Annotated in this window: 18 protein-coding genes; 12 read left to right on the top strand and 6 right to left on the bottom strand. The window is 51.9% G+C overall.

Features of this window, described 5'->3' with window-relative positions; all coding sequences use genetic code 11:
- Positions 1 to 192: 192 nt before the first annotated feature.
- A complete protein-coding gene (locus tag Q4E93_RS10320) occupies positions 193 to 4,971 on the top strand; it encodes a translocation/assembly module TamB domain-containing protein (RefSeq protein WP_303584889.1) in 4,779 nt (1,592 codons plus the stop codon).
- Between the two features lies 1 nt (position 4,972).
- Here the strand turns inward: Q4E93_RS10320 and Q4E93_RS10315 are convergent, their stop codons facing one another.
- Positions 4,973 to 6,172 (bottom strand): bifunctional 3,4-dihydroxy-2-butanone-4-phosphate synthase/GTP cyclohydrolase II, encoded by a 1,200-nt coding sequence (locus Q4E93_RS10315; protein ID WP_303584887.1) that lies wholly within the window; start codon positions 6,170 to 6,172, stop codon positions 4,973 to 4,975.
- Between the two features lie 373 nt (positions 6,173 to 6,545).
- Between Q4E93_RS10315 and Q4E93_RS10310 the strand changes: the two genes are divergently transcribed.
- Both Q4E93_RS10310 and Q4E93_RS10305 read left to right on the top strand, forming a co-directional pair.
- Entirely contained in the window at positions 6,546 to 9,908 is a 3,363-nt protein-coding gene (locus Q4E93_RS10310; RefSeq protein ID WP_303584886.1) for a TonB-dependent receptor, read from the top strand.
- A gap of 31 nt (positions 9,909 to 9,939) precedes the next feature.
- Complete coding sequence (locus Q4E93_RS10305; RefSeq protein WP_303584885.1) at positions 9,940 to 10,419, top strand: hypothetical protein; 480 nt, start codon at positions 9,940 to 9,942, stop codon at positions 10,417 to 10,419.
- Between the two features lie 45 nt (positions 10,420 to 10,464).
- Here Q4E93_RS10305 and Q4E93_RS10300 read toward each other — a convergent pair whose 3' ends face one another.
- On the bottom strand, positions 10,465 to 11,280 hold the full coding sequence (locus Q4E93_RS10300) for an alpha/beta hydrolase (protein WP_303584883.1): 816 nt from the start codon (positions 11,278 to 11,280) through the stop codon (positions 10,465 to 10,467).
- Positions 11,281 to 11,350: 70 nt separating this feature from the next.
- Between Q4E93_RS10300 and Q4E93_RS10295 the strand changes: the two genes are divergently transcribed.
- From Q4E93_RS10295 to Q4E93_RS10285, 3 genes are read left to right on the top strand one after another with little or no spacing between them, the layout of a single operon-like run.
- The gene (locus Q4E93_RS10295) at positions 11,351 to 12,076 is read left to right on the top strand and encodes an esterase family protein (RefSeq protein ID WP_303584881.1); all 726 of its coding nucleotides are present in this window, start codon (positions 11,351 to 11,353) and stop codon (positions 12,074 to 12,076) included.
- A 37-nt stretch (positions 12,077 to 12,113) separates the two neighbouring features.
- Entirely contained in the window at positions 12,114 to 13,073 is a 960-nt protein-coding gene (locus Q4E93_RS10290; protein WP_303584879.1) for an ATP-grasp domain-containing protein, read from the top strand.
- A 5-nt stretch (positions 13,074 to 13,078) separates the two neighbouring features.
- On the top strand, positions 13,079 to 14,191 hold the full coding sequence (locus tag Q4E93_RS10285; protein ID WP_303584877.1) for a carboxylate-amine ligase: 1,113 nt from the start codon (positions 13,079 to 13,081) through the stop codon (positions 14,189 to 14,191).
- Here Q4E93_RS10285 and Q4E93_RS10280 read toward each other — a convergent pair.
- Genes Q4E93_RS10280 through Q4E93_RS10270 form a run of 3 tightly spaced genes read right to left on the bottom strand, consistent with a single transcriptional unit; the run spans position 14,188 to position 18,235 of the window.
- A complete protein-coding gene (locus Q4E93_RS10280) occupies positions 14,188 to 16,797 on the bottom strand; it encodes a M1 family metallopeptidase (RefSeq protein ID WP_303584875.1) in 2,610 nt (869 codons plus the stop codon). The genes Q4E93_RS10285 and Q4E93_RS10280 overlap by 4 nt on opposite strands.
- 45 nt (positions 16,798 to 16,842) lie before the next feature.
- Complete coding sequence (locus Q4E93_RS10275) at positions 16,843 to 17,202, bottom strand: DUF4907 domain-containing protein (RefSeq protein ID WP_303584873.1); 360 nt, start codon at positions 17,200 to 17,202, stop codon at positions 16,843 to 16,845.
- Entirely contained in the window at positions 17,195 to 18,235 is a 1,041-nt protein-coding gene (locus tag Q4E93_RS10270) for a Kelch repeat-containing protein (protein WP_303584871.1), read from the bottom strand. Before Q4E93_RS10270 ends, Q4E93_RS10275 begins: the two co-directional genes overlap by 8 nt.
- Before the next feature lie 489 nt (positions 18,236 to 18,724).
- Here Q4E93_RS10270 and Q4E93_RS10265 point away from each other — a divergent pair, with 489 nt between their 5' ends.
- Genes Q4E93_RS10265 through Q4E93_RS10245 form a run of 5 tightly spaced genes read left to right on the top strand, consistent with a single transcriptional unit; the run spans position 18,725 to position 24,243 of the window.
- Complete coding sequence (locus tag Q4E93_RS10265; RefSeq protein WP_303584869.1) at positions 18,725 to 20,137, top strand: DUF4270 family protein; 1,413 nt, start codon at positions 18,725 to 18,727, stop codon at positions 20,135 to 20,137.
- A gap of 19 nt (positions 20,138 to 20,156) precedes the next feature.
- Positions 20,157 to 21,422, top strand: coding sequence for a BamG family beta-barrel-assembly machinery protein (gene bamG / locus Q4E93_RS10260; RefSeq protein WP_303584867.1), 1,266 nt, complete (start codon positions 20,157 to 20,159; stop codon positions 21,420 to 21,422).
- The gene (locus Q4E93_RS10255) at positions 21,415 to 22,167 is read left to right on the top strand and encodes a LytR/AlgR family response regulator transcription factor (RefSeq protein ID WP_303584865.1); all 753 of its coding nucleotides are present in this window, start codon (positions 21,415 to 21,417) and stop codon (positions 22,165 to 22,167) included. The genes bamG and Q4E93_RS10255 overlap by 8 nt, the downstream gene beginning before the upstream one ends.
- A gap of 19 nt (positions 22,168 to 22,186) precedes the next feature.
- Positions 22,187 to 23,023: a type 1 glutamine amidotransferase gene (locus Q4E93_RS10250; protein WP_303584863.1), complete on the top strand. Its 837-nt coding sequence runs from the start codon at positions 22,187 to 22,189 to the stop codon at positions 23,021 to 23,023.
- A 20-nt stretch (positions 23,024 to 23,043) separates the two neighbouring features.
- Positions 23,044 to 24,243 carry a hypothetical protein gene (locus Q4E93_RS10245; RefSeq protein WP_303584861.1) on the top strand — a complete coding sequence of 400 codons (1,200 nt, stop codon included), beginning with the start codon at positions 23,044 to 23,046 and terminating at the stop codon, positions 24,241 to 24,243.
- Here the strand turns inward: Q4E93_RS10245 and Q4E93_RS10240 are convergent.
- Positions 24,240 to 24,626 (bottom strand): hypothetical protein, encoded by a 387-nt coding sequence (locus Q4E93_RS10240; RefSeq protein ID WP_303584859.1) that lies wholly within the window; start codon positions 24,624 to 24,626, stop codon positions 24,240 to 24,242. The two genes, Q4E93_RS10245 and Q4E93_RS10240, sit on opposite strands and share 4 nt — an antisense overlap.
- 60 nt (positions 24,627 to 24,686) lie before the next feature.
- Here Q4E93_RS10240 and Q4E93_RS10235 point away from each other — a divergent pair, with 60 nt between their 5' ends.
- Entirely contained in the window at positions 24,687 to 25,472 is a 786-nt protein-coding gene (locus Q4E93_RS10235; RefSeq protein WP_303584857.1) for an SDR family oxidoreductase, read from the top strand.

The following is a 25,472-nucleotide window of genomic DNA, read 5'->3' as shown; positions in this document are numbered from 1 at the left end:
TAAACTTATCCTGGAAAAAGAAATCATAAATGGGTGATTTGCAGCCAGGATCCATGGTTTATTGGTATTGAATTTGCACATCACATGGTATTGTGTAATTTTACAGCTTGAAATGAATGCCCCCTGAGAAAGATCTGGAAAATACTCCGTAATACATTACTGATTTTAATACTACTTCTGGTAACGCTTTGGTTGCTCATCCAGTTGCCACCTGTTCAGACCTGGCTGGTCTCGAAGGTCACCAGTCGCCTTTCTCATCAGCTGCATACCACCATCACCGTTCAGCGGGTGGATTTTTCCCTTTTCAACAAAATGGTGCTGGAAGGCACGCTGGTAGAAGACCAGCACCGGGACACCATCCTGTATGCCGGGGCACTGAAGGTCAATATCACGGACTGGTGGTTCTTCAAGGATAAAACGGAGCTTCAGTACATTGGATTGGAGGATGCCACGATCCGGCTGCATCGCAGGGATTCGGTGTGGAACTATCAGTTCATCGTCGATTATTTTTCATCATCTTCCCAACCCGTCACGGTTCAAAAGGACACCACGGAACACCCCGTGGAGCTGGACCTCAAACGCCTCGACCTTGCCCGTATTCATTTTGAAAAAAAAGATGAATGGAGGGGGGAAGATATGGACCTCCGGCTGCAGGCGCTATATCTCAATGCCGACACAATGAGCTTTACGCAAAAGCTGGCACGGATAAATGCGCTCACCTTTACACGCCCTGACTTCACGCTGACCAATTACAGAGGAAGAAGGCCCGCCCCGCCCGACACGACATTTATCCTCGACCCGCTGCATCTCCGGCTGAACCCGGCAGGATGGGACCTCACTGCCGGCAAGGTCAGCATCACCAATGGATCTTTCAGAAATGAAAAGCGGGAGGACACGCTGCCCAACAAGCATTTCGACGGCAACCATATCTATTTCCATACGGTCAATACCAGCTTTACCAACCTGCGGCTGCGCCAGGATACTATCACCGCTCAATTCCAGCTGGCCACAAAAGAGCGCAGCGGCTTCGAAGTAAAGAAGCTCAGCGCCCGCATCAAATGGTATCCGGAAGCCATGGAGTTCCATCGCCTGGACCTGCAGACAGGCAAAAGTCATTTGCGCAACTACTTTGCCATGCGGTTCCGGACCCTGGACGATATGTCCGACTTCGAGACCCGGATCCGGATGGAAGCCGACTTTGCCGACGCAGACATAGACAGCGATGATATCTCCTACTTTGCCCCTGAGTTAAAGGATTGGAAAAAACATCTCCGCATAAGCGGTGTTGTCAAAGGCACCGTCTCCGACCTGGAAGGAAAGAATGCCGTCGTCCAGGCCGGTAAGAGCACCCTGCTGAAAGGAAACTTCAAGCTGAAAGGGCTTCCGGATATCGATAAGACCTTTATCGATCTGCAATCCTCCGAATTCAGCACTACGTACGAGGATATGAAGATGCTGGCGCCCGAGATAGCGACGATCGAACAGCCTCGTCTCGACAGGATCGAATGGCTCCGGTTTAAAGGGAACTTCACTGGCTACATACGGGACTTCGTCACCAACGGCACCATCGAGACCAACCTGGGCTCCCTGAACGCCAATGTCAATATGAAGCTGCTGGAATACGGTCCTTCCGTTTATTCCGGGATCATCAGCACGGATAATTTCCAGCTGGGCCCTTTTCTTGACAACAACGACATGGGGAAGATCAGTTTCCAGGGAAAGGTCATCGGTGCCGGCCTGAAGGCCGGTACATTGAATGCCAGCCTCAACGGGACGATCAATAGCCTGGAGTTCAATCATTATACCTACCAGCATATCCAGATCAACGGAGCCGTGGCCAAGCGGAAGTTCAATGGGGAGCTGGTCTCGGGGGATCCTTCCCTGGATGCCCGTCTCAACGGATTGATCGACTTCAGCCAGGAGCACCCTAAATTCGATTTCACGGCGCAGGTAGCAAAGGCCGATCTGACCAAGCTGCAGTTCGTCCGTCAGCAGGTGGAGTTCAACGGTAAGTTCCGCTGCAATTTCACGGGTGACAATATCGACAACTTCCTGGGCCGTGCCAGCATTTACGACGCCTCGGTCTTCAAAAACGGACAGCGGGTATCATTCGACTCCTTGTCTGTGGAGTCCAGCATCGTAGACAACAACAAGACCATTACCGTGGTCAGCAATGAGTTCGATGGCGCCATCGTGGGTGAATTCTCTATCAAGGACCTGCCCGCCAGCTTCCAGACCTTTCTGAACAAGTATTATCCTAGCTATATCAAACCAGCGAAATCCATACCCATCAATCAAAATTTCAGCTTTGTCATTACGACCAAAAAGGTGGATGAATACATTGATCTTTTTGGTAAGGACCTGAAGGGTTTTAACAATGCAGGCGTAAGTGGTCGTATCAATACGAAGGACAATCTGCTGGACCTGAATGTGGACCTGCCGAACTTCGGCTATAAGAATATCAGCTTTGACAACCTTTCACTCAAAGGAAGGGGCAACCTGGACAGTCTTTCCATGGAGACGACCATTGGCGATGTCCATCTGAACGATAGTCTTCATTTTCCCGGTACCCGGCTTCACCTGCGCAGTTCCAACGATCTGTCCAATGTGCAGGTGACGACCAGCGCCAACCAGACGTTGAACTCCGCCAACCTTTCGGCGGACGTCCAAACCCTTCCCACAGGCGTGCGTGTAAAATTCCTGCCGTCCACCTTTGACATCAACAGCAAGACATGGACGATCGATAAGGACGGCGAACTGTCCTTCAGCAACCAGATCATCTCCGCTGACGGGCTGACGATCCACAATGGAGAGCAACAGGTGCAGGTGACCACCAGTCCATCCGACGAGGGCAGTTGGAACGACGTACATATAGACCTTAAGAAGATCAATATCGGTGACTTCACTCCTTACTTCGTAAAGTCCCAACGGATCGAGGGCCTGCTTTCGGGCAGCGTCGACATGATCGATCCTTTTGGCAAGCCGGCCGCCCATTTCCGGGGCGAGGCGGAGCAATTCCGGTTTGAAAACGACTCCATCGGCCGGCTGGAGCTGAACGCGGATTATCAGAAATCCACCGGGATGTTGAATACGCTGGCCCATTCCGATAATAAAAGCTATCATTTCGATATCAAAGGGCTGATCCACACGAGGGACAGCCTCGAAGGCCCTCCTCTCGACATTATCGCGGATGTCAGTGATACAAAGGTAGATCTCCTGGAGAAATACCTGGGCGGTGTCTTTACGAATCTTACAGGCAATGCCACTGGCAAGCTCCGGATCGTAGGACAGGGCGACGACCTCCAATATCTCGGCACCGTGCAGTTGAAAGATGCCTCGTTGAAGGTCGCATATACGCAATGTACCTATAAGATCCCTTCGGCTACCATCCAATTCAAGAAGGACACCATCGACTTTGGCCAGTTCCAGCTAAAGGACAAACAGGGACGCACAGCTAATCTCAGCAGGGGAAGGCTTTTCCACCACTCCTTTGACGATCTGGCCTTTGATTTTGAGTTGAGCACTAACCGGCTGCTCCTGCTGGATACCAAAGCCACCGACAATAGCCAGTTCTATGGCTCTGTCATCGGTAAAGCACGTGTGACACTGACGGGCCCCGAAGAAGACATGCGGATGTATATTAAAGGAGAGCCCACCGACAGCAGCAATATCTACCTGCCGCCTTCCGTCGTCCGGGAAAAAGGCGAGGCGGACTTCATTGAATGGAAGGTGTATGGGAAGGAGATGAAAAATCAGACTGCCGATAAAAAGAGCTCAAACCTCCTGGTCAGCCTGGACATGTATGCCAACAACTATGCGAATGTTTATGTAATTATTGATCCTCTTTCCGGAGATATCATCAAAGCCAATGGTCATGGCTCGCTGGCCCTGGAAGTGGGAACGAATCAGGACCTGACGCTGAAAGGAAGATATGAGATCGACAGGGGAAATTATAACTTCACCTTTCAGTCTTTCATCCACAAGCCCTTTATCCTTAAGGAAGGCGTGGGCAATTACATCCAGTGGAGCGGAAATCCTTATGATGCCAACATCGGCATCACGGCGACCTACCGGGCGGAGAATGTACGTTTCAGCGACCTGGGTCTCTCTGCTGCCAGCGGGGTGGTCATCAGCAGCGAGAATGTAAAGCGTTATACGGGCGACATCATCGTTACAGCAACGCTATCGAATAAATTGATGTCACCGAAGATCGACTTCCAGATCGATCTGCCTCCCGGCAGCACATTGAAGAACGATCCGGAAGCCCTTGCCCTGCTCCAGAAGATCCAGGGGGATGTGAATGAGCTGAACAAGCAGGTGTCCTGCCTGGTGGTGTTAAACACTTTCGTGCCTTTATCCAGCAGCACCAGCGCTTTCGATGCGCCTGGGGCCGCAACGCGCGTGGTCTTCAACAGCATTTCCGGTATCGTCAGCAACTACTTTAGCCGATGGGGCTACAATCTGCTGCGTAAGATCTTCCGGGACAACAGTCTGCGGGTCAACTTCAATACCAGCTTCTACAACGGTACTGCTATAGCTGATGTCGACCAAAGCAGGCTGACCCCGGACAGGACTAACCTGAATCTATCCGTCGCAAAGAGCTTCATGCAGGAAAAGCTGACACTGACGTTGGGAAGCGCTTTCGACATCGGCATGGGCGCTGCGCAGGTGCAGGCAGCCTCCTTCCAGTTCCTGCCGGATATCACCGCCGAATACAAGATTACGCCAGACGGAAGGGTTGTCCTCTCGTTCTTCTACCGTGACTCCTATAATTACTTATCAGGCAATCACACGCAAAACAGCTCCGGCGCCAGTATCTCCTACCGGCGGGATTTTGACAGGATCGACGAGTTGTTTAAAAAGAAAAAGAAAACGCCCCGCATCCCAAGAAAGGATAGGAAGCCCGCGGATGCGACGGAAGGCAATACCACCACGGCCAAAGACAGCAGCGGCAATACACAGCCGGAATAGCTTATTTCAGGATCTGATGTCCCAGCTTGTCCCGCTTCGTCGTCAAATATTTTTCATTGTGCGGATTGGGATGGATCTCGATAGGTACGGTGTCGACGATCTCCAGGCCATAACCCAGCAGGCCAGCCCTTTTTCGGGGATTATTACTGATGAGCCGGATCTTTGAGATCCCGAGATAACGAAGGATCTGGGCGCCTACGCCGTAGTCCCGCTTGTCCATGGGGAAACCCAGATGAAGGTTGGCTTCCACGGTATCCATGCCTTCTTCCTGAAGCTTATAGGCTTTTAGCTTGTTCACCAATCCAATGCCCCGGCCTTCCTGGTTCATGTACAGGATGGCCCCCTTTCCTTCCCGTTCTACCAACTGCATGGCCTCATGCAGCTGTTCGCCACAATCACATCGCATAGACCCGAGGATATCGCCGGTGAAGCAGGAGGAATGCACCCTTACCAGCAGCGGTTCTTCTTTTTCCCACTCACCTTTTACCAGGGCGAGGTGCTCATTGCTTGTGTTCTTCTCCCGGAAGGCGATGAGCTTGAAATGTCCATATTTGGTAGGCATGTCCACCCGGACGATCTCTTCGATCAGGGAGTCTATTTTTAGTCTATATTCTATCAAGTCCTTGATAGAGACTACTTTAAGATTAAATTTCGCGGCTATTTCCAGCAATTCCGGCAGACGGGCCATGGTCCCATCCTCGTTCATGATCTCCACCAACACACCCGCCGGCTCAAATCCGGCCAGCCTTGCCAGATCGATGGTGGCCTCGGTATGACCAGCTCTGCGCAGCACCCCGCCTTTTTTAGCCCGCAAAGGGAAGATATGGCCGGGACGTCCCAGATCTTCCGGGCGGGTAGACGGGTCGATCAGCGCTTTCACGGTCTTGCTCCTGTCGCTTGCCGAGATCCCTGTCGTACAGCCATGCCCCAGCAAGTCTATCGATACAGTAAAAGGCGTCTCGTGAAGAGCCGTGTTATTGTTCACCATGAGACCCAGGCCCAGCTCATCACAACGCCCCTCTTCAAGAGGAGCGCAAATGAGACCTCGTCCGTGCTTGCTCATGAAATTGATCACCTCAGGGGTAACATTCCGGGCAGCGGTGATGAAATCGCCCTCATTTTCCCGGTCTTCGTCATCTACCACGATCACCAGCTTACCCAGTTTTATATCTTCAATGGCGCTTTCAATACTTGCCAGCATGTACAACTTATTTATTATGTTACAAAGTTAACAATAAAACGACTGTTTAGTTGAAAAGGATGCCTGGCTGAGGGTCTTTCCGAAAGCGTCAACGCATGCACGATAATTGGCATATGAAATAAATAAGGCAAAAAAGTGCTCCTGATGGTCAACTGTTTATAACTTGTTAAAATTAATTAGGACTGAGATGCAGCCTTTTTATAGTTTTGCTTTTCTTTAACCGGTCTGTCCGATAGCCCTTCCTTCCTGAGAAAAACCCCCGATTGCCGCCTGCTAGCGTTAAGTAATAATTCCTTAACGTCGATCGTAACCCTGATGCCAAGACAAGATCATTTCTTTGCAGGCTGAAAAAAAATACTAAAAACGACTATTTATGATAAAACGACTGCTACTATCAGCGTTCACAGTTCTTTGTGTGTTTTTTACATTTGGTCAGGAGACTACATCCCAGATCCTTGGGACGGTCACCGGTGACCAGGGGGCATTGGCAGGGGCTACTGTCACTGCGCTCCACACCCCTACCGGCACCCGTTACACGACCACGACCCGCAAGGACGGTCGCTTCAACCTCCCCAACGTCCGTGTTGGAGGTCCTTATGTGCTCACTATCTCTTACGTAGGTTTCAAGGAAGAAAAGCAGGACAATATCAACCTGGTGGTCGGTCAGGATTTCACCGCCGACTTCAAAATGACGGCTGAATCCAGGCAGCTCACCGAGGTAGTCGTGGCCGGCTCCCGGCAGCAGAACAAGATCTTCAACAACAGCCGCACAGGCAGCCAGGAGATCGTGGTCCGCAGCCAGATAGAAAGGCTGCCTACCATCCAGCGTTCCATCCAGGACTTTGCCCGTCTCGAACCCTCGTCTAATGGACTAAGCTTCGGCGGCACCAGCGGATCCATGAACAATATCACCGTGGACGGTGCGGATTTCAATAACTCTTTTGGTCTCTCGGGTACCCTGGGTGGCCAGGCGAATGCCCAACCTATCTCCCTGGATGCCATCGACCAGATCCAGGTGAATGTCGCCCCTTATGACGTAAGACAGGGTGGTTTCACAGGCGCAGGCGTTAATTCCGTTACACGCAGCGGAACTAACCAGGTCAGGGGTTCCGTATATACCTATATCAAAGGACCCGGCACCATCGGCTACAACGTGGAAAACACGAAGGTCCTCCGTACTCCTTTTACTTACAATGTAGCAGGCTTCAGCATTGGCGGTGCGATCATTCCCAGCAAAGTGTTTTACTTTATCTCTGCCGAGCAAAGCAAACAGAGCGCGCCTGCTACCAATGTCCTGCCTTCAGATGCCAGTCACCCTTCAGCATCCGGCTCCGTCTCCCAGTCAAGCGTTACTATTCTCGACTCGATCCGCAGTTTCGTGAAAAACAAATATGGATATAACACGGGCGACTACACCGGATATTCCTTCAAAACCAACAGCTACAAGATCAATGCCCGCATCGACATCAACGTCAATGCCTACAATACGCTGACCCTGAAATACAATTACCTGAAGTCCTACGCCGACCAGTTTCCCAGCACCAGCCGGCCCAATACCAGCATGGCCACAGGCGGGATACCCACGTCAAATGGAAACCCTTTGCCGTTCTACGGCAGCGGCTACCGCATCAACAACAACCTGAACATCTATATTGCCGAACTGAACACACGATTTGGCAACAAAGCGTCCAATAAGCTGCAGGTGGGCTACACCCGTGAAAGGGATTTCCGCACACCTCAAAGCTCCTCTCCCACTTTCCCGCTGGTGGATATCCTAAGCAACGGCAATATTTACACCACCTTTGGCTATGAAATGTACACGTATAACAACGTCCTCAACATGGATAGCTATCAGCTGACGGATATATTCAGCATGTACAAAGGCGCGCATGAGATCACTTTCGGTACACAGGACAGCTATAAGAAATATACGAATGCGTTTGCGCCCGGCTTCAACAGCGTATACCAGTTCGCGAGCCTGGCAGACTTTGTCAACGGAGCACCGGCCCAATATTTCTACCAGCAATATTCTGCTTTGAAAGGCGGCGCATTCCCTTTTGCCTATGCAGGCGCCACCAACCTCAGTTTGTTTGCCCAGGATAAATGGCGTGTGACCCCCACCTTTACGTTCACCTATGGCGTAAGATTTGACTATACCAGTTACCAGAACAAATTCACCAGGAATGACAGCTTCGCTGCGTTGTCCTTCCTCAATGGTGCAAAATATGACGTAGGCTCGGCGCCCAACGGCTTCCTGGTCGTATCTCCCCGGGTAGGTTTCAACTGGGACGTCACAGGTGACAGGACCTGGCAGCTGCGTGGCGGCGCAGGGATCTTCGAAGGCGCTCCCCCCTTCGTTTGGATCGAGAACCAGGCCGCTAACAACGGCGTGCAATTCGGGTCTTTCGCCAAGGGCTCCAGCACCGCCAACTCCGGTGTCATCTTCAACCCCGACCCCGCTGCACAGTTGGCCACCCAACTTGGCTCCACTCCGCAAACCAATACGCCTAAAAGCTATTCGGTGAACATCATCGACAAACATTTCAAATATCCCACCAAGCTGCGGACCAGTGTAGGCCTGGATAAGAAGCTTCCCAACGACTGGTTGGTCACCGGCGAGTTCACCTATTCCAAGGATATCAATGCTCCCTATATGTCCAACGTGAACCTGAATGAGTCCAACGGGTTCGCTATCACCAATGGCCCCGACAACAGGACGAGATTTCTCACTTCCGTATCCAACACCAATAAATATTATTCCGCCGGCAGCAGCCTGTTGAACCCCAACATCGGCAACGCCATCCTGCTGGCCAACACAAACAAAGGTTATGCCTATGTCGCTACCGCCCGGGTACAAAAAACCTGGCACAACCTGATCGCCAGCTTAGCTTATACATATACAGAAACCAAATCCGCCATCGAGAATGGCAGCACGGCCAGCTCGCTCTGGTCAGCCCGCGCCGTCGCCAACACGGACCCCAATGCGGCGACCCTGTCACATCCCGGATGGTACCAGCCACATCGCATCATCGCCTATGCCAATTACCGCATTGAAGAAGGCAGCCACACGTCTACGTCCATCGGCGCAGTATACGAAGCGACCACGGCCGGATCTACTTCGTATGTATACAACGGAGACCTCAACGGAGACGGCAACTCGGGCAACGACCTGATCTATATCCCACGCAATGCCAGCGAGATCAACCTGGTGCAGGTGAACAGCGTCGGCTCCAATGCTACCAACGCTACATTGGATCACAGCGATACCCGCAGCGCTGCGCAGATCTGGACACAGCTGAACAACTTCATCAACCAGGACCACTATATGTCCAGACGCCGTGGGAAATACGCACAGGCTAACTCGGTGATGTACCCCTGGTACAAGCACCTGGACCTCAACGTCACCCAGGACATCTACTTCTATACGAAGAACAACGGAACCAAGGATAAGCACACACTGCGTCTCAGCGTGGACATCGTCAATGTAGGTAACCTGATCAACAGGAACTGGGGCTTGATAAAGTCACCCACTGCCGCCAACTTCCTTAAGTTCGAAGGAATGGCCGCTGACGGCAAGACGCCTCTCTTCTCCTTCCCTTACGCAGACGCCGGCAACCAGGTGCCTATCACGAACAGCTTTGCCAACAACACCAACCTGACCAATTTTGCCAATAACCAAACCTTTACGGGCAGCCGCTGGCAGATGCAGTTCGGCATCCGTTACCTGTTCAATTAATTAAAAACATCGCTAATCGAAAATATTTGTTATGAAGAAATTAATCCTGTTCTCAGCGGTTGCAGCAAGCCTGGTTGTTCTGGCTTGTAATAAGCAGACAATTCTGTCTCCGGTGCCGACCGTGACCATTTTCTCGGCGGCCACCAAGATGACGCATGCGAAAGATACTATCAGCAGCAAAGGCGACACGATCTGGCTGTCCGTATCCGGCGGTATCAATGATACTTCCAGGACCTATAGCATCAATGCCAACCTCAAAGCCGCCGACTCCGTCAACAAGACCACCTACAGCGTATTGTATGTGCCAAAGCTTTCCGGAGTGATATTTGACACGGTGGGTATGGCCAAAAGCGGCCTGTTCCGCTGGCAGACAACCATCGGTTTCCCGGTGCCCACCGTCACGGCAAAGGTCAAGATCGTGTCTACCGCGACCTTCGGCTATAGCCTGAATACCAGCAGCAAGTTTGGGAATATCGTTTCGACAGACAGCAGGGCCACTTATGCGAAATAAAACATCTTAATGATTATAAAGAACCCGGCTTGCTGGCCGGGTTTTTTATTTGCCATAGGCCCATATCAAAAATTCCGGCAGCACCTTCGCCCAGGTGGTTGTTTCGTGCCGCCCGCCAGGCACTTCCAGGTAGTATATATCCTTCAGCGGATCATAACCCTTGCTGACCAGCGCCGCTATCAGGTCGCGCGTATCATCGATGGAATCGATGATGCCATTTTGGTTGCGATCTTCTTCTTCGTCCTCCGTACCGCATTCGAAAAAGAACTTCAGTCCGGGATGATAGGTCCCTTCGGCCACCTGTCGCTCCATGATACGATGGATATGCTCGTTGTATTCCGGGTCTGACTTGTCCTTCGTCCTCCACCAGAAACTGCCGGAAAAAAGACCTGCGACGGAAAATTCCCGCGGATGACGCCATACGATATCCATGGCGCTTAAAGCACCCAGCGACCATCCCAGAAACCCCTTTGCCTTAAAGGCGTCTACTTTACAATACGCCTGCACGGCCGGGATCACCTGCCGGAGCACAAACTGCGTGTATCCGGCAGCCAGGGCGCCCCTGCCCAGAAAATCAGCGGTACAGGCCGTGCCGTATTCCATTTTTCTGTCAGCACCGGCATGGATGCCCGCACATACCAGCGGCGCCAGCAATCCGCGGCTATACAGATCGTCCAGGACTTCAGCCAGTCCCATCTTCTCCAGGTCCTGCCCATCGTTGATCAATAAAAGGGGAATGTCTTCCGGTAAGGAAGCAACGTTGCCGGGAAGGTAAAGATCGACGATTACGTTGCGCTGAAGGGTGACGGATGAAAGCTCGATACGCTGCTGTAAATTGGTACGCCTCTTTTCTACTTGCATGAGCCCAAAAATAACACCCAATTTTCGAATAGCACAGTGGTCATATGCGTTTTTTTCAATAGATTTAAGCATGGATCTCCGGGAAGAATTTCATTCATGGCACTCCCCCGCCCTTGGCAGGGATTTTAAAATGCTCGTATTCGGGCACGCCGGCTACCCTGTCATCCTCTTCCCCACTTCACAGGGCAGCTATTACCAGAATAAGGACCAGGGCCTGATAGAGACGGCCCGGTGGTTCCTGGAGAACGGGAAGGTGAAGATCTACTGCCCGGACAGCATCGACGCCCAAAGCTGGTACAACAAGTCCATAGCGCCTGCGGAGAGGGCCAGGGAGCATACACGATATGACCGGTTGCTGCTGGAAGAGATCGTACCACGCATGCGACATGAGACAGGGCAGAGCCGTATTGCCGCCGCCGGCTGCAGCTTTGGAGGGTATCATGCCGCCAATTTTGCTTTCCGGCACCCGGAGATCGCGGGATATTGCTTTTCCATGAGCGGCATTTTCGACATCCGTGATTTCGTGGATGGATATTACGATGACAATGTCTATTTCAATAATCCAGTGGATTTCGTCCCTGGCGCACATGATTCCGGATTATGGAAAATGGGCATTGTGCTCGGGACGGCGGAATGGGATAGCTGCCGGTCGCAGAACGAGCTGATGAGCGGTCAGCTTGCCGCCAAGAACATCGGTCACTGGCTGGACATCCGTCCCAACCGCAGCCACGACTGGCCTGTCTGGCGGGAAATGTTTCCTCATTATCTGAGCATGCTGCCCGGTGCCACCGGCTGATAAGGCATTGTTTTTTCAAACATCAAAAAAGAGGTCTATGACTGCAAGTAAAAAGATCGGCATCCTGTTCGGTAAGGAAAGAAGCTTCCCCACGGCTTTCATCGAAGCAATTAACCGGAAGAACCTGCCAGATATCACAGCAGAACCTGTACGGATCGACAAGGTAATGCAGGGTGAACCCAGCGGCTACGACGTGATCGTGGACCGCATTTCGCAGGACGTTCCGTTCTACCGTGCTTACCTGAAAAATGCGGCGTTGTGCGGGACGGCCGTGATCAATAACCCTTTCTGGTGGAGTGCGGACGAGAAATTCTTCAACAACTGCCTCGCCACGAAGATCGGCGTTCCCGTCCCCCGGACCGTGATCCTTCCATCCAGGGACCTGCCGCCGGACACCAGCGACCAGTCTTTTATGAATCTTGCCTATCCGCTGGACTGGGAGACCATCTTCCGCTATGTAGGTTTTCCGGCCTATATGAAACCCTTTGCCGGCGGTGGATGGAAGAATGTGTATAAGCTGCATAACGCAGAGGATTTCTACCAGAAACATGGAGAGACGGGGCAGCTGGTGATGCTATTGCAGGAAGAGATCGTTTTTACGGAATATTACCGCTGCTATTGCATCGGTGGAAAATATGTACGCATCATGTCCTACGAGCCTCGTAACCCGCATCACCTGCGGTACGAGGCGGACTTTTCCCCTTCGCAGGAAAGGCTGCTGCAAATGGAAGAGATCGTGCTGCGGATCAATGCATGGCTGGGCTACGACTTCAATACGGTGGAGCTGGCCGTAAGGGACGGGGTCCCTTATGCCATCGATTTCTGCAATCCCGCCCCCGATGCGGAGAGGACCAGCGTGGGAGAGGATAATTTCAACTGGGTGGTGGAGAAAGCTGCGGATTATGCCATCGAAAGGGCGGCGGCACACCAGGAGGGAGCGGACAATCTTACATGGGGAGAATATATTAAACATAGCACCGAACACAAGCGTTTTTAAAACATATGGCAGACATCAATTACAACACGTTCACGCTGGGCATAGAAGAGGAATACATGGTGGTTGATCCCGTTACAAGGGAGCTGAAAAGCCACGAACAGAAGATCGTATCGGAAGGACAAAAAGTGATCAAGGACAAGGTCAAGGCCGAAATGCACCAGGCCGTGGTGGAAGTCGGCACGGACATCTGTCAGAACATAGAAGAGGCGCGCAAGGACGTCTCCACGCTGCGCAAGACCATTTCCCAGATAGCCGAAGGCCTGGGCCTTTGGGTAGGAGCGTCGGGCACGCATCCTTTCAGTCACTGGGAAAGCCAGCTGATCACCGACCATGCCCGTTATAACGAGATCGTCAACGAGCTGCAGGAAGCCGCCCGCAGCAACCTGATCTTCGGACTGCATGTGCACGTAGGCATGGAAAGCCGGGAAATGGCCAATCACATCGCCAACTCCACCCGTTACTTCCTGCCCCATATCTATGCATTGAGCACCAACTCCCCTTTCTGGGAAGGCCGGCTTACAGGCTATAAATCTTTCCGGACGAAGGTTTTCGACAAATTTCCCCGAACGGGCATACCCGAAACTTTTGAAAGCATCGAAGCTTATGACAGCTTTGTCAAGCTGCTGGTAAAGACCAATTGCATCGACAATGCCAAAAAGATCTGGTGGGACCTGCGGGTGCATCCTTTTTTCAATACAGTGGAGTTCCGCATTTGCGATGTCCCGATGACAGTGGATGAGACCATCTGTATCGCCGCCCTTTTCCAGGCCATCTGCGTCAAGATCTACAAGCTGCGGTCCCGGAACATGAACTATATCCAGTACTCACGGGCCCTCATCAACGAGAATAAATGGAGAGCCAGCCGTTATGGCATCGACGGCCACCTCATCGATTTCGGAAAAGAGGAGGAGGTCAACACACGGGTGCTCATTTATGAGCTGCTGGACTTTGTGGACGATGTGCTGGATCCCCTGGGCAGCCGGTCGGCGGCACGTTTTGCCGAAAAGATCCTGGAGACCGGGACAGGCGCGGACAGGCAGCTGAAAGTATATGAGGAATCCAAAAGCCTGACGGCAGTGATGGATTATATACATGGACAGTTCCTGCACAATACCTAAAAAGCCAGCTTGAAATCGGCATCCGTCAAACCGGAATTCACCTTAACGCTTTGTGTCGTCAGGTCCAATACGATCTCTCCCTGGTCGATCACCTGGTGATAAGGGACCTTGATGCCGCCTGCATCCCGGTAGTCGCCGTAATCCACGGTGCTTGTCTGCCCGCGTTTGTCCGTCCGGATCGTCTTAACCCTGTAGCCGGTGGCCACATCGTAGTATACGATCGCGGTGCCGCCCGAAGGAAGGGATACTTTTAATTCATAGGCATCCTTGCCGTCGAGCACTTTTATGCTGGTGAGCTCCGTCTTATAGCCGCTGTTCTGGAAGTTCAGTTCGGGGAATGGCATTGCTTCTTCCTTGATCTCCCTGCGCGTCTCTTCATCCAGCACAGGCGTCTGTCCCATCTGGCTCAGCTTGACGCTGTCACCATTGACAAGGATCCTCACTGCCGTCATGTTCATGTCCGGCAGCGTGATCTCCATAAGGTATTTATCGTTCCCTTTAATCTTTTGAGTACGTACGACCTTCTGTCCCTGTACTTCTCCGGTAGAAGTGATGACGATATCCTGGAGGCTTGTCAGTTTCTCCTTCCCGCCGACGCTCTGCAGGTATTTATTGATGACATCACTGGCGGAAGTCCCGGGAGGTACGGGCTTGGTCTGAGCCACGCCTGTCCAGGAATTGTTGGCAGGATTGATATCCGGGAAATCATGATCGGGATCGATGACGACAGCCTTTATTTTGGAAGTGGAACCATAAGCGATGGTCTTTACACCGCCTTTTTGCCATATCTCCACGGGGAGCAGGATCGTATCTTTTTTTCCATTTTCCTGTTCAATGGCGAGGTTGACGGGCATGGCCATTTCTTCCAGGTTTTCCAGGGTGATAAAGGCGCCTTTGGAAGGATCGTTATCCGGATATTTCACTTCCTTTACTCCCTGATCCAGCTTCCAGTTGTTCAGGATCCAGCCTCTCCAGAACCAGCCAAGGTCCTCTCCCGACGCATTTTCCATGGTATGGAAGAAATCCCAGGGGGTAGGATGCTTGAAAGCCCATCGTTTGATATAGGTGCGGAAAGCGTAATCGAAGCGTTTTTCCCCCAGGACATATTTGCGCAGGAGGTCCAGGGCCATGGCAGGTTTAGCATATGCGGCGGTACCGAGATTGCTGGACTGCAGCACTTCGGGAATAGTCAGGATCGTTTCAGAATTCGCGCCGAAATAATAGCCGGCGAGGCGTTGTGCATCTTCCTTCCTGAAGAACTCTCCGTTCCTGAACACTTTTGTGTCCACGCCGTTGATGAAGGTGTTGAAGCCTTCGTCCATCCAGGCGTACTTTCTTTCATTGGACCCGACGATCATCGGGAACCAGTTATGGCCGAATTCGTGGTTGGTGACGTTCCACAGGCTGCCCTGCTTGCTGTTGGAGGAGCAAAAGACGATGCCGGGGTACTCCATTCCACCTACGATGCCAGCCACATTGGTAGCTACAGGATAGGTGAACTCAAACCACTGTTTGGAATATAGCTCGATACAGTTCTTTACAAAGTTGGTGCTGCGGCCCCAGGCGCTGTCGCCGGCGGCTTCCGCCGGGTAGACGGATTGGGCCAGGGCTTTGCGGCCGCTGGGCAGGTCGATCTTAGCCGCATCCCATATAAAGGACCTGGAGGCGCCGAAAGCCACGTCACGGGTCTGGCTGCATTTGAAATGCCAGGTGAGACTTTTTTTAGAAAGGCTGGAAGCAGGGTTTGTTACGTCGCCTGCAGTGCGGATGAACACCGTTTTATCACTGGCTTTGGCTTGCGCCAGCCGGCTGATCTGCGTGGGCGTAAGCACTTCCGTGGGGTTCAGCAGCTCACCTGAGCCGACAACCACCAGGTTGGCAGGAGCTGTGACGGAGTAGTCGATGTCGCCATATTCCAGGTAGAACTCCCCTGCGCCAAGATAAGGCAGGGTATTCCATCCATAAATGTCATCATATACGGCCATGCGGGGAAACCATTGGGCTATTTCGTATACCCAACCGTTGCTGGTGTTTAGACGGCCCATCCTGTCCGTGCCATATTGTGGTACCGCAAAGGCGTAATCGATCTTTATCTGTATACTGCCGGCAGACTTCAATGCGTTGGCAAGGCGGATCTGCATACGGGTGTCCGTCACCAGGTAATCGGCTTTGGAAGCCTGGCCGTTGATGACGATGGACACAGATTTGATCATATCGCCTTCCGTGAATGATTTGTTGGCCCATCTGCCGCCCGTCACCGGGTTGGTGGCTTCGCCGCGGGAGTCCTTGCGATAAATGTTCTGATCCAGCTGCAGCCAGAGAAAAGGCAGGTTATCCGGGCTGTTATTGGTATAGGTGATGGTGACAGACCCGGTGATAGTGTGGTCTGTCGTATCCAGCGACGCATTGATCTTATAATCTGCGCGGTTGCTCCAATACCTGGCGGTAGGTTCGCCACCCGCTGAGCGGGTCGCCGTCGCCTGGGAAGGATAAAAGAAAGGATCGAATACTTTGTGCTGATCGAAACGGGAATTGCCGGGTGTCTGGGCATTACCCATCTGCAAGAGGAGTAAAAAGGCCGGGAGAATAAACCTTGTTTTTCTCATGATGTAGAATTTATGATGCCCCCCGGTCGCCGGGGGGCATCAGTATTATGGTTGGGGAGTGATCCCCATGTCCTGCACTTCTTTGGCAGTGACCATGGGTACCTGTCCGCTCTTTAATCGTTCATATACTTTCGAGCCTACCGCCAGCGCATCCTCCTTTGTCCGGAAGCCTCTGTTGGTGGGCAGGGCAGGTATGATATCCTGGTGAATATAGACCTTTCCATCGGTGTAGATGTTATATCCCCATCCTTTGGCGGTCTGAAAAGGTTTCAGCTCTATCAGCACATGATCTTTCTTCCACTGCCGATCCCTGTAGCCTTTGTAAAAGAGCGCAGCGCCTGCCAGTACGATCAGTCCGGTGATGATCCATTGCCGGGAGAAACCGTTCCAGCTCTTTTTAGTCATACTGGTTATAGATCTGGCCGGGGAAGAATTCCCTGCAATCGTCATAAGCAGCCGTACCGCTGATACCAGTGGTTATGAAACCCCTGTTCTGTACGGTGAAGCCGATGGCGCCTTCGCGGGAAGCTCCTTCATAAGGGGTCTTCTCCGTCCATTGGTCCGTAGCAAAATCATATTCCCATGTATAGGTATTCGGCGTCCCGTTGCTGCCTGTGGTGATATACGCCTTATCGCCTGTCGTCTGCCCCTTGATGACAAAACCCACCGCACGATAGCGGATGATATTGGTATAGGCGTCATCATGCGTGTCGGAGTTGGTGTTATAGATATCACGCAATCTGGCCCATCCCTTGTTGCCTGTCTGCGTAGGATCAAACTTCCAGAAGTCATAGCAGGCATTTCCCACCTGCCATTGGGAGCCGGGAGTATAGCCTGTCACCAGATAGCCGATGCCATTGTACACCCAGGTAACCGCCTGGGACCTCTTGGAGCCGGGCATGTCCGGGCGTTGGGTCCAGCTGTCGGCAGAAGGATCATATTCCCAAACGTCTCCAAAATAATTGCTGGCATCCGTGCCAGTGAGCACAAAAGCAGAATTCGAAAAGCTCATGGATACGGCGTCAAAACGGGGGTACTTCTTGGAAGGCGTGCCGATATCAGCTACCCGCGTCCAGGAATTGGCTGCAGGGTCATACTTCCAGAAATCCGATAAAGGAGTGATCCCGTCAGCGGTTCCGGTTCCAAGATATCCAAAGCCGCCGACACCAAAGCCTACGGCTTTCATCCGGCCGCCACCACCGTAATCCGCCATCTGTTTCCAGCCGCCGAAAGCGCTGTCATAGCCCGTAGGAGTGCTGGTAGGGATAGGATCGGGAACATATCTGAATACTGTTGCCAATTTAGTATTGGGAGTATTGGGGTTCAATCCAGTGCCCACATAAGCAGAATCGCCAATCGTAAAAGAAGTGCCGTAGCCCATGGGCACACCTGCAAAGATCGCGCGGGATACCCAGTTGCCGTTTTGTGTATAGCTCAAGCTAGCTTTGGAACAAGAAAATAAGAGACCAAGTAACATCAAGGAGAACAACAGACTGTTAATCCGCTTCATATTTTTTTGATATTTTGCGCTAATGTATTCGAAGTCGACATAGCAAATTCGTTAAAATGTATGTCCGGCCATTATTTATAGATAATTCGTCTTTTTTTATATACAAAAAAAGAAACTTCGCGTCCATTAACAATTTCAGGCCAAACACCGGGAGGTCTGCCCATTCTATCTGTCTGAAAAAGAAGGAGAAAAGGCATCTTCAGTACCCCTGCACATAGCCGTTCCGCCCCTGGGGGCCGTTTTCAATTTGTATATGAAAATCGCGTATTCGTCGTTTTTTTGTTACTTTTGATACATACTAACAAAATAGTAACAGATAGTGCCCTTATTATTGCACTTCTTGGCTAAGAACGAGCTGGTGAGACTGCTTCCCGTACGTAACATAACCAGGCGATTAGCCGGAATATAGAAAATCTCATGACTATAAATAAATACCTTAAGAAAGAGGCATATCTACTCTTATCGGTCTTGTCATTATTTTCCCTGCAAAGTTGTCAAAAACAGCCTAATCTCAAGTTTGGCCAGGATTACATCGGCGACAACGGTTCCGCCAACATCGTTCTGGTGGATACAGCCACAGTGCAGCTGTCCACAGTCGTTGTCGACTCTTCCGCCACGGCGGGTACGGGGTATCTGCAGGTGGGCTCGTACAACGATGCTTATTTTGGGAATGTCTATTCCCGGGCTTTTCTGCAGGTGGGATTGCCATCCAGTTTCCCTACCATCAACCAGTTCAGCGGATATGACTCCATCGGGCTGGTGATGCTCTTCAAAAAAGGCAATCCCTATTATGGGGACACTACGGTCTCCATGACCTATAATGTCAACCAGGTCACGGACCTGTATGAGCTGAACGAGGCCAGGAACCAAAAGGGCTTTTTCAGCAACAGCTCCTTCAACATCGATCCTTCGCCCCTGGGCTCCGGTTCATTCCGGCTTTTTCCCAGCATTCCCTATGCGAGCCAGGGTTTCGGGGACACCGTGAAGATCAGGCTGAACCAGGCGCTGGGAAAGAAGATGTTCGATATGATCTACAACAACTCGGACTCCATTAAGAAATCACCGAACTTCCTCAACTGGTTCCACGGGCTTTGCATCTCTCCGGACACCACCCAGGGCAAAGGGATCATCTACGGCTTTTCGGACAGTATCCTCATGCGGATCTACTACCATGACGTCGGCACCACCACTACCCTTAAAACCGTTGATTTCGGCATTACCAATAAAGGCTTTCAATTCAACAATATCATTACCAACAGGGCTGGCTCACGCCTGGATAAGCTTGATACACCCACTCAACTGGTGCAAACCCCTCCCGCCACGCTCTCTGACAAACTGTTCGGCGGAGGTTATATGCAAAGCATTACAGGCCTGACCGTAAAGCTGACCTTTCCTTACCTGAATGGCATTGCCCACCGGCAGGATTATTTAAGCGTGATCCGTGCGCAGCTGACCATCAAACCCATCCCGCAGAGCTTTACCACTACCTGGACCCTTCCCCCTCAGCTTTCCATTGACTATACTGATTTCCACAACCTCATCGGATCGCCGGTGGCAAGCTCCACGACAGGCCAGGCCCAGACGGGTAACCTGGTAGTGAATTACAGCTCCCCTCTGAATACGGTCTATTCTTATGATGTCACCAATTTCATCAAGACCCAGATCACCAATGCCGGCCCCAACGCCGCACAGCAGGGCCTCATGCTGAGCGCTCCGGCCCCTGCCAGCACCACCTCCTTCGCCAGGACCGTACTGGCGGATCAGAGCTTTCCCGTGAATCAGCGGGTGACCCTTAGTGTATATTATCTATCCCTTTATCCTCATAACTAACTCTTACGTATACCAGAAAATGAACATAAGATCATCCATATTCATATCTTGTTTGTTGCTTTCAGCGGCAGGGGCAATGGCTCAGGGAAATTTCTCTCCATATTCCCAGATGGGCATCGGGGACCTGGAAGATAATTTTTACAATCGTACCTCCGGGATGAGCAATACGGGCCTTGCCTACAGGCACAATCGCTATCTTATCACTAATAACCCTGCATCGTACAGCGCGCTGACAGACCAGTATTTTACGGTGGAGATGGGCATCCGGGGAAGCCTGATTAACTATTATGGCACACCGGTGGACCCCGCCAACAAACAATCCGCGGATATCACTTTCCGTCGTCTGGCGATGGGTATGAAGCTTTCCAAGCACTGGGGTTCCAGCATCGGGCTGGTCCCTTTTAGCACCCAGAACTACGAATACGACGTACCTTATTATTTGCAGGGTAGCACTTCCGAGCTGGCCAACCATCACTACCAGGGACATGGCGGCGTCAACAAGGTTTTCTGGGGCAACTCCTACGAGTTCTTCCATCATCTCTCCCTCGGTGTAGAGGCAGGGTATCTGTTCGGGCAGCTGAATCAAAAAGACATCATTCAAAGCCTGGGAAGCCTCAGCACCCTTGCTTCGACTACCAATACGGTGGACCTTAATAACCTGTACATGACCTACGGCCTGCAGGTATACGGCAAGATCGGGAAGAAATGGGAATACTCCCTGGGAGGCACTTTCAACCCAAGGGCCGATCTGCTGGCTGCCACCACGCGGGTAGTCCTTGACAATGATTCCATACAGCACAATAACCAGGAACAGCCCCAGTCTTACCTGTCTGTTCCCAATGCCTTTGGAGCTGGCTTTTCCCTTACCTACAACCAGAAATATTCAATCCTGGGAGACTTCAGGCACCAGGCCTGGGGCGCGGAGACAAACAACTATCCCGGCAAGAACTACACCGTCACGGATGCCAACCGCGGGTCCCTCGGCTTCGAGATCTCCCGTAAAAAGTCCTTCTACAACAGCAAGGTCGAGCTGAGCTATTTTCAGGCAGGCGCTTACTACGGAGAATCCTATCTTCAGCTGAATGGACAACAGATAAAGGATTACGGCCTGACGGCAGCGTTTGGCGTCAATGGTCTGAAAAACCCCCTGTCCTACAGCGTTGTCTTCCAATACGGCATCAAAGGCACCCAAAAGAATAATCTCATCGAACAGCGATATTTCAACCTCACTTTTGTCGTCAACTACGGAACTATCTGGTTTACGAGAGGAAAAAAATATGACTAGTCATGACCTTCGACCACTAAAAGGCCTTCCCTCCATGGGCGTGCTGAATTGTATTGTCGTAGAGGATAATAACAAACAAAGCGCCCTCTTAAAAGAATATATCGCCAAAACACCCCGGCTGAATTTTGCCGGCAGGTGCGACACCGCCGGAGAAGTATTTCAGCAGGTGACGCTTTCCAGGGCGGACATCATTTTCTGGGATATCCGGCTGCTGGACAACCGTGTCATGCTCAGGCTCAGGGAGTCCGGCTACTACCCTATCGTCATCTGCATTGCAGACAAACAGGAACAGGATAAGAAAGAGACGGACATGGATGTGTTCAGCTATCTCAACAGACCTCTTTCCTTTGAGCGCTTCCTCTCCACCATCAGCAAGATCCAGGACTATCTCTCTGCCACGATCTATATCCATCATGCCCGGAACAAACCGTTCGTTTTCATCAAGTCGGAGTATAAGATCATCAAGGTCAAATTCGAGGACATCCTTTTCTGCGAAGGGATGAAGGACTATACGCAGATCTATCTCAAAGGCAAATCCGACCCCATCCTCACCCTGAACAACCTCAAATCCTTCTCCTTTAAATTGCCACCCGAAGAGTTTATCCGGGTCCACAGATCATTCATCGTCTCGCTCTCGCATATCGATTCCATCGCGCGTAACGAAATTTACATCGGCAAAAAGATCATTCCCATCGGCGACAGCTTCAAGGATGATTTTTACCAGGTCATCGAATGGAATTCGTAAAATCGTACCTTTACGGGCGATGGACAGGCCACAAAATCTAAAAGTAGCGATCCTGGACCTTTATGAAGGGCAGCCCAACCAGGGTATGCGCTGCATCCGGGAATTGTTGGACCAATACGGATCCGATCACAACATCGACCTGGTATATGACGAATTCGAAGTAAGGATCCGTCAGGAAGTACCGGATCTCTCTTACGATATTTACATCTCCAGCGGAGGGCCTGGCAGCCCATTGGACAGCATCGGCAGCGAATGGGAGGAGGTCTATTTTGGTTGGCTGTCTGCAGTGGAACAATATAACAACGACGTCAACGCCTCGGACAAAAAACATGTCCTATTCATCTGTCACTCTTTTCAGCTGATATGCCGGCATTACGCCATCGCGCAGGTGACCAGCCGCAAATCAACAGCCTTTGGCGTTTTTCCCATCCACCTGCAGGAAGCGGGTAAGCACGAACCTGTGTTTGCGGGCCTGCAAGATCCCTTTTACGCAGTGGACAGCCGTAGTTACCAGGTGATACAGCCCGACAATGGGAGGCTTACGGAAATGGGCGCCCGGGTCCTGGCCATTGAAAAAGAGCGGCCACATATCCCCCTGGAACGGGCGATCATGGCCGTCCGGTTCTCCGACTATATGATCGGCACCCAATTCCACCCGGAAGCCGACCCCAAGGGCATGAGCATACACCTGCAAACCCCCGATAGGAAAAAGACCGTTATCTTCGAATACGGGGAGGAAAAATGGCAAAGCATGATCCAGCAGTTGAATGATCCCGATAAGATCCTTTGGACCCATTCACATGTCATCCCTAACTTTTTGGACTATGCCCTGAAGGGCCTGGCAGTAGCTTCGTGAAAAAAATGTAACTTCCCTTCATGGTTCCCAGTATACGGAAAGCATTCAACGAAGCCTTTACCCGGGAAGAATATGAGACCTTCCTGCAGGACCTCCACAGCCATTATCCCGGCGCCATCGAATTCCGCGTGGCAGAGACGCCCGTTTTCGTTCCTCTATCATTTGCCGCACAATTGACAGATGCCTGCGAATATATCATCGACCTCATCCTTGACCCGGATTTTAAGGAACTGACGGCGCGTTCGATACCAGAGGCCGACAGGGTACCAAATGAGAATGGTCATAGTCATTTCCTGGCTTTCGACTTTGGCGTCTGCGTAGGCGACGATGGTGCCTGGCAGCCGCAGCTGATCGAGCTGCAGGGATTTGCCAGTCTTTATGGCTTCCAGGTATTCTACCCCGAGGTGCTGCAGCAGCATTTTACGGTGCCATCGGATTACAGCCAGTATCTGAATGGCTTTAGCCGTGAGGGATATATCGACGAACTTCGCCGCACGGTGCTGGGCGGCCGCCGTCCTGAAGAAGTGATCCTGCTGGAATTGCGGCCGCACGAACAAAAGACCCGCATCGATTTTTACTGTACACGGGATTACCTTGGCATCCAGGTGGTGGATCTCCTGGAACTGATCCAGGAAGACAGAAAACTATACTACATTCACGCGGGCACCGGTGAAAAGACCCTGATAAAACGCATTTACAACCGGGTGATCTTCGATGAGCTGCATGCCGCAGGACTCGCGCCGGGATCGTATGTGGATATTCGTGCCGACCTGGACGTGGAATGGGTGGCCCATCCCAACTGGTTCTATCGTATCAGTAAATTTCTACTCCCCTATCTTCATCATCCCTGCGTACCCGCCAGCTTTTTTTTGAACGAGATCAGACAGCCGCCGGCAGACCTGGAAAATTATGTGCTGAAACCTTTGTTCTCTTTTGCCGGACAGGGCGTGGTCATCGACGTTACGCATGAGGATCTCGAAAAGATTGAAGATCCGGAGAACTGGATCCTTCAGCGGAAAGTGACCTATGCCGATCTGATACCCACACCCGATGTGCCCGCCAAGGTAGAGATACGGCTGCTGTATCTCTGGAAAGATGGCGATGCCCGCCCCACCCTGGCTATCAACCTGGCCCGTCTCAGCAAAGGCAAGATGATCGGGGTACGCTATAATAAGGACAAAGAATGGGTAGGTGGCAGCGTTTGCTTCTTCCAGCGTTAGATGTCGGATGATCTCTTGTAGACGTATATTTCCCCCTCATGATGCAGATGGATCTCTTCTTTTATAGGATCGATGGAGAGATAGTAAGCGTCCGATGGCACGGTGAAACGCTGTAGCGCTTTTATCGACCCTTCCCTGTAAATGGTCAGCATGCCGTCGACCGTGTAATTGTAGACGATCCCAGCGGCCGGGTCTGTGATGGAGGCTATTCCTTCATGGGATATAATGGAAGAGAACCCTTCTGGCTCATCGGCGTCAGGTAGGTCGGGAATGCGATGAGAGAAAACAAATTCCCGGAATTTGCGATCGCGGTTGCGGATGAAGCGGCTGATGATGAAAATCAGCAGGGCAAAAACGATGAGGATCTTGATTATTTTTTCCATATCCCGAACTCCGGCGGCAAGATAATGCTTATTGTTATCTTTGGCCTTCAATTGCACCTCATGGACCTTCAGCTACAAGGCAAAACCGCATTGATACTAGCCTCCAGCAAAGGCCTGGGAAAAGCATGCGCCCTTGCGCTGGCCCGCGAAGGCGCGCATGTCGTCATCACCGCCCGCAACCGGGAAGCGCTGGATACGGCTGCGGAGGAGATCCGCAGCCTGGGAAAAGGTAAGGTATTGGCTATCTCCTCGGACATCAGTGATGCCGCCGCCGCGGAGGCCCTGGTAGCAGCCGCCGCCGGGACATTCGGCCGGATAGACATCCTGGTCAATAATGCGGGGGGGCCGCCCTTTGGACCGTTCGAAACCTTTGACGAAGCGGCCTGGCAGGCGGCCTTCGAGCTGAATCTGCTCAGCGTAGTACGCTTCAGCCGCCTGGTGATCCCGCATATGCGGAAGACAGGCAGCGGACGGATCATCAATATAGTGAGCCTTTCTGTCAGGACTTTCCTGGCAGGCTCCGTCCTGTCCACCAGTATGCGCATGGGCGTGGCAGGTATGGCCAAGCTATTGTCCGATGAGGTCGGACCCGATCACATCACGGTGAATAACGTAGCTCCCGGGCTGATCCTCACCGACAGGGTGAAAGATACGCTTCCGCCCCATTCGCCGGATGAGGAAGCGCGGCTTTTGGCGGAACGCGCCAAAAGCATTCCTGTGCGCCGCATTGGCCGGCCGGAAGAACTGGGAGACCTGGTGGCGTTTCTCGCTTCGCCGCTGGCGGGATACATTACGGGCGCCACCATTCCCATAGACGGGGGAGCCATCCGGGCTACTGCTCCATGA

Source organism: Flavitalea plasmicola, from assembly GCF_030546645.1.
Lineage (GTDB): Bacteria > Bacteroidota > Bacteroidia > Chitinophagales > Chitinophagaceae > Puia.
Note: the sequence above shows the minus strand (reverse complement) of the source record. Positions and strands in the feature narration are given on the sequence as shown.

Excerpts from the sequence above, each read along its gene's own strand:
- Q4E93_RS10315 (WP_303584887.1), bottom strand. The coding sequence starts at position 6,172 with ATGCTGGCAAGTATTGAAAGCGCCATTGAAGATATAAAACTGGGTAAG.
- Q4E93_RS10310 (WP_303584886.1), top strand. The coding sequence starts at position 6,546 with ATGATAAAACGACTGCTACTATCAGCGTTCACAGTTCTTTGTGTGTTT.
- Q4E93_RS10305 (WP_303584885.1), top strand. The coding sequence starts at position 9,940 with ATGAAGAAATTAATCCTGTTCTCAGCGGTTGCAGCAAGCCTGGTTGTT.
- Q4E93_RS10300 (WP_303584883.1), bottom strand. The coding sequence starts at position 11,280 with ATGCAAGTAGAAAAGAGGCGTACCAATTTACAGCAGCGTATCGAGCTT.
- Q4E93_RS10295 (WP_303584881.1), top strand. The coding sequence starts at position 11,351 with ATGGATCTCCGGGAAGAATTTCATTCATGGCACTCCCCCGCCCTTGGC.
- Q4E93_RS10290 (WP_303584879.1), top strand. The coding sequence starts at position 12,114 with ATGACTGCAAGTAAAAAGATCGGCATCCTGTTCGGTAAGGAAAGAAGC.
- Q4E93_RS10285 (WP_303584877.1), top strand. The coding sequence starts at position 13,079 with ATGGCAGACATCAATTACAACACGTTCACGCTGGGCATAGAAGAGGAA.
- Q4E93_RS10280 (WP_303584875.1), bottom strand. The coding sequence starts at position 16,797 with ATGAGAAAAACAAGGTTTATTCTCCCGGCCTTTTTACTCCTCTTGCAG.
- Q4E93_RS10275 (WP_303584873.1), bottom strand. The coding sequence starts at position 17,202 with ATGACTAAAAAGAGCTGGAACGGTTTCTCCCGGCAATGGATCATCACC.
- Q4E93_RS10265 (WP_303584869.1), top strand. The coding sequence starts at position 18,725 with ATGACTATAAATAAATACCTTAAGAAAGAGGCATATCTACTCTTATCG.
- bamG (WP_303584867.1), top strand. The coding sequence starts at position 20,157 with ATGAACATAAGATCATCCATATTCATATCTTGTTTGTTGCTTTCAGCG.
- Q4E93_RS10255 (WP_303584865.1), top strand. The coding sequence starts at position 21,415 with ATGACTAGTCATGACCTTCGACCACTAAAAGGCCTTCCCTCCATGGGC.
- Q4E93_RS10250 (WP_303584863.1), top strand. The coding sequence starts at position 22,187 with ATGGACAGGCCACAAAATCTAAAAGTAGCGATCCTGGACCTTTATGAA.
- Q4E93_RS10245 (WP_303584861.1), top strand. The coding sequence starts at position 23,044 with ATGGTTCCCAGTATACGGAAAGCATTCAACGAAGCCTTTACCCGGGAA.
- Q4E93_RS10240 (WP_303584859.1), bottom strand. The coding sequence starts at position 24,626 with ATGGAAAAAATAATCAAGATCCTCATCGTTTTTGCCCTGCTGATTTTC.
- Q4E93_RS10235 (WP_303584857.1), top strand. The coding sequence starts at position 24,687 with ATGGACCTTCAGCTACAAGGCAAAACCGCATTGATACTAGCCTCCAGC.